The 4,531-nt window shown below is 72.6% G+C and carries 5 protein-coding genes and 1 tRNA gene; 3 read left to right on the top strand and 3 right to left on the bottom strand.

Going from position 1 to position 4,531, the window contains the following annotated elements; genetic code table 11:
• The 3 genes from B7L92_RS06450 to B7L92_RS06460 form a co-directional block, all read left to right on the top strand.
• A partial coding sequence (locus B7L92_RS06450) for a S1C family serine protease (RefSeq protein ID WP_143626249.1) occupies window positions 1-954 on the top strand: 954 nt, incomplete at its 5' end.
• Between the two features lie 64 nt (window positions 955-1,018).
• Window positions 1,019-1,105, top strand: a tRNA-Ser gene (locus tag B7L92_RS06455).
• 282 nt (window positions 1,106-1,387) lie between these two features.
• Window positions 1,388-1,708, top strand: coding sequence for a hypothetical protein (locus tag B7L92_RS06460; protein WP_081236504.1), 321 nt, complete (start codon window positions 1,388-1,390; stop codon window positions 1,706-1,708).
• Between the two features lie 116 nt (window positions 1,709-1,824).
• On the opposite strand, the gene B7L92_RS06465 is transcribed toward B7L92_RS06460, so the two are convergent.
• From B7L92_RS06465 to B7L92_RS06475, 3 genes are all read right to left on the bottom strand, one after another.
• Window positions 1,825-3,108 carry a hypothetical protein gene (locus tag B7L92_RS06465; protein ID WP_081236505.1) on the bottom strand — a complete coding sequence of 428 codons (1,284 nt, stop codon included), beginning with the start codon at window positions 3,106-3,108 and terminating at the stop codon, window positions 1,825-1,827.
• 358 nt (window positions 3,109-3,466) lie between these two features.
• Window positions 3,467-4,000 (bottom strand): DinB family protein, encoded by a 534-nt coding sequence (locus tag B7L92_RS06470; protein ID WP_081236506.1) that lies wholly within the window; start codon window positions 3,998-4,000, stop codon window positions 3,467-3,469.
• A 31-nt stretch (window positions 4,001-4,031) separates the two neighbouring features.
• A complete protein-coding gene (locus B7L92_RS06475; protein WP_081236507.1) occupies window positions 4,032-4,463 on the bottom strand; it encodes a hypothetical protein in 432 nt (143 codons plus the stop codon).
• Window positions 4,464-4,531 lie beyond the last annotated feature (68 nt).

A 4,531-nucleotide genomic window follows, 5' to 3' on the forward strand; every position in this document is an offset into this window, starting at 1 on the left:
GGCACGGTCGCCGCCGTGGCCGCCAAGGCGCTGCCCAGCACGGTCACCATCGAGGCCGAGAGCAGCAGCGGCGAGGGCGGCACCGGCACGGGCTTCGTCTTCGACACCCAGGGCCACATCGTCACCAACAACCACGTGGTGGCGGACGCCGTCGAGGGCGGCAGGCTCTCGGCGACCTTCCCGAACGGCAAGAAGTACGGCGCCGAGGTGGTCGGCCACGCCCAGGGCTACGACGTCGCGGTCATCAAGCTCAAGAACGCTCCCGGGGACCTGAAGCCGCTCCCCCTGGGCAACTCCGACGAGGTGGCCGTCGGCGACTCGACGATCGCGATCGGCGCGCCCTTCGGCCTGTCCAACACGGTGACGACGGGCATCATCAGCGCGAAGAACCGCCCGGTGGCCTCCAGCGACGGCACCGGCAGCCAGGCGTCGTACATGAGCGCCCTGCAGACCGACGCGTCCATCAACCCGGGCAACTCCGGCGGGCCGCTGCTGGACGCGCAGGGCAACGTCATCGGCATCAACTCCGCGATCCAGTCCACCGGCAACGGCGGCTTCGGCACGGGGCAGGCCGGTTCGATCGGCCTGGGCTTCGCCATCCCGATCAACCAGGCCAAGTTCGTCGCCCAGGAGCTGATCAGGACGGGCAAGCCGGTGTACGCCAAGATCGGCGCGTCGGTCTCCCTGGAGGAGACGTCGGGCGGCGCGAAGATCACCGAGCAGGGCGCCGGCGGCTCCGCCGCGGTCGAACCCGGCGGCCCCGCCGCCAAGGCCGGTCTGAAGCCCGGTGACGTCATCACCAAGCTCGACGACCGGGTGATCGACTCCGGCCCGACCCTGATCGGCGAGATCTGGACCCACAAGCCGGGCGACAAGGTCACGATCACCTACGAGCGCGGCGGCAAGGAGCGCACCACGGAACTCACCCTGGGCTCCCGCGTCGGCGACAGCTGACCCCACCCACGGGCACCGGACCCGTTACCCTTGTCCCCGCGCCGCCGATCACCGGCCGGCGCGGGGAGGCGTGCCCGAGCGGCCTAAGGGAACGGTCTTGAAAACCGTCGTGGCAGCGATGTCACCGTGGGTTCAAATCCCACCGCCTCCGCGTTGAGAGCAGCGAGAACGGCCCCTGACCCGGTCATACGGTCAGGGGCCGTTGTGCTGTGCGCTGTCCGCCGGGCGCCGCGTCCTCCCGCGGGTTCCCGCTCGACCGGGCCCGGGCAGGGGCACGGACGGAGACACGGACGGGGACACGGACGGGGTGCGCGCAGACCACCGCGTCCTCTGCGGGTAGGTCGTGGCCGCGCGGGGGCGTGGACGCGGAGTGGGGCGGGTGCCATGATCACGGAGCGTTCGGTGCGGATCCGGTGCGCGGAGAGGGGGAGCCGTGCGGCTCTGCATCGCTGTGTTCCTGGTGTCGGCGGCGTCGCTCATCGCCGCTTCGGGAGTGGCGGCCGTCGCCCGGGGCTGGGTGTTTCCCGGGAACCGGCGTCCGGTGCACCGTGTGCGCCTCTACGGGTGGGGCCAGCTGGTGGTGGCCGTCGCCCTGTGCTGCCAGCTGGTCTTCGGGCTGGTGGTCGACGACATCGGCCTCCGGCAGTGGGGGACCTTGACGGGCGGCGGGCTTCTGCTGACCGGTTTCCTCGTGATGGCGGTGAGCCAGGGCCCGGGCGGTCGCCGACGGGACGACGGCATGCCCCAGCCATGACGGCGGCCGCCCTCGATGGCGGCTTAAGGGCAGGTCGGAAGGGGTGCGCCTCAGGGAGGCGTGCCCCTTCGGCGCGGGGGCGTCCCCCGCCGGCCCACCGCCTGGCCGTCCGTGGTTCAGGAGCGTTCGCGGGCGGCCGGGTTGTTCAGGCAGAGGGCGATGTTCCGGACCGCGGCGGTGAGTTCCTCGATCACCCGGGCCGCCTGCTCCGCGTTGTGGAAGGCCGGGCCTCCCGCCAGGGCCAGGTCCAGTTCCTGCGCCGACCGGAGGGCCGACCCGACGCTCTCGGCGGCGGGAGCGGGCGCCTCGGCCGCGGGAGGAGGCGCCGGTGCCACCGGGTCCGCCGCGGGTGCGCCGGTGGCCGCGGGGGCCGGCCGGTGCGGCGGCTCGGGCGCGGCCGGTGCCGACGGACCGGTCGGGGACGAGTCGTTCCCCGGCTCCTTCCGGTGCCCGTCGAACGGGGCGGGGAAGGCGCCGAAGTCACCGGTCACGGAGGTGCATTCCTCCTCCCCCGGCCGCGCCGACGCGGACTGCGCGGGCTGCACGGACTGCATGGATTGCGCGGGCTGCACGGGATGCGCGGGCTGCGCGGGATGCGGGTCCCGGGAGGCCCGCGGGTCGTGGGCGGGCACGTCCGGGGCGTGACGCGTCCGGGGGAGGACGAAGTGCTCGAAACCCGGGAACGCGAGGGTGGCGGGGCGCGCGGCGGGACGCGGGTTGTACTCGGTCTGCCACTGCATGCGGTAGCAGTCGACCTGGTCGGCGCAGGAGGCGCGGGCGTGGAAGACGGCCGTGTCCTCCCCCAGGTCGGGGTACCAGAGGTTCGGCCCCGGGAAGCGCACGGTCCGCACCCGCGGCCTGATCGGCTCGGCGCACCCCATGCAGCAGCCCTCCGGCACCATGAGCGGGATGCCGCCGTTCTGCTCCGGCCAGCGGGGGCCGCCCTCCCAGCGGTACTCCCCGTGGTGGCAGGGCGGCAGCTCACCGCAGGCGCGGCAGACGGCGTGGTGCTCGGGGAGGACCCGCCAGTCGTGGCTGGCGGGAGCGCACCAGTGCTTCGGCGCGGAGCGGGGCAGGTTCTCGTTGCGCAGCACCAGCACCACCGGGCGCTTGTAGAACTCGGCCCGCTCGGGGGCAGGTTTGACCGTCTGGTTGTTGGCCCGTCGCAGTTCGTTGGCGTGCCACCACAGCTCCACGTGGTCGCGCCAGGCCTTCTCGTAGGAGTCCGGCCACCGGTCGCTCGGGTAGCCGTTGATCTCCAGGATCCGCCACGCCTGCCGGTCCAGTACCACGATGGAGCCGGCCCGCAGTCGCATGTGCGTTCCGTTGTCCCCCTCGTCCGGCCAGTCGTGCCGACCGATACGGGTGGGCTGGTCTGGGAGCCACCTGCGAACCTGCATGTCATGCTCCTCGGCAACGAAACTTCATAGTTTCAACTGGGGCAGTGGGCAACATTCTGAACAATCAGGACGTTTGGGGCGGTGTAGACACGCGCACGCCGCTGGTGGAAGGTGTCCGCGCACGCCTTCCACGGCGCGGACCTCTTTCCCGGAAAGCCCCTTCGACCAGGCGTTTTCGCCTCCCGGACCGTCATCGGAACCGGTTTTCCGCGGACAGTGGGCCGGCGGCTCCGTACCCGGGCGATCCGGTCCGACGCTCACCCGTACGTGTGGCGACGTCCGGACTGACGTCACCCCATACGTGTGCATCATCGCGCGCCCCCGTCACCCCGTGCCCCACGACACGGCCGGTCCGGAGCTACGAGGCCGCCCGCAGCAGGCGCAGGTGGCCGATCTCCGCGGCGTTCTTCATCAGCTCGGCGTTCACCCAGGCGAGCATGTGGGCCACGGTGTACGCCGGATCGTCCGGCCAGGGGAACGGGGCCGTGGCGTCCAGATCGGCGTCGGTGAGGTCGTCCAGGGCCGCGAGCCATTCCGTGCGCAGCCCGCGCAGCCACCGTACGGTCGGTGCTCCCTCACCGGGCCAGGTGACGTCGGTCCGCTCCCGGGGGCGGTGCCCCCGCGCGTGGTCGAGGGCCACGCTCCACCACCAGCCGATGTGCCAGCTCACCCAGGCGACGGTGGGCACGGGGACGGGATCGGGCTCGGTCTCCGCCCAGTCCGGCACCCAGGCGCCCTCCGGGGACCGGCGCACCGTCCAGCAGTGGGCCGCGGGCTCCCACAGGAAGTCCTCCGGCTCCAGCCGCTCGAGGTGGTACTCGAACAGGGACCAGGTCAGCTCGAACTGCCAGCGCAGCAGGCCGGTCCGGGTGGTGGGGGCGGGGGTGCTCATGCGGTGTCCTTCTGCGGTGCGGGAGGGTGGGTCAGAGTTCCTCGTCCTCGGCCAGCCGTTCCCAGGGCAGGTCCCGCAGCGCGGGCTCCGCGTCGCAGCCCGACGGTACGCGCGGGGCGGTCTGGAACCAGACGACGGTGAGGCGGGAGCGGTACAGCGCGCGGTCGTGGGCCGGGTCGAGCGCCTCGGAGCGGAAGCTGCCGACGCACGTCACGGCGGGCAGCACCTCCACGGGGCCGAAGGCGCCCGCGTACTGGTCGGGGTACTCGCGCAGGGGCGGGACCAGGTGGACGGGGGCTCCGGCGAAGGCTTGTCCGGCGGACCGGAGCAGCCGGTCGATCGTGCGGTCGTTGAGGGGCTTGCAGGGATACCCCTCGAGCAGTCCGCCGTACGTCGACGACATCCGCAGTTCGGAGAGGTCGACCGAGCGGCCGGAGGCGAGGACGACGCGGGCGAGTGCCATGGTCGGCACTCTAAGGCGGTGGCACATCGGGGTCTTTCGATTTTCCGGGGTGGGGAACGGGGCGAGGG

This window comes from Streptomyces viridosporus, assembly GCF_002078235.1.
Lineage (GTDB): Bacteria > Actinomycetota > Actinomycetes > Streptomycetales > Streptomycetaceae > Streptomyces > Streptomyces viridosporus.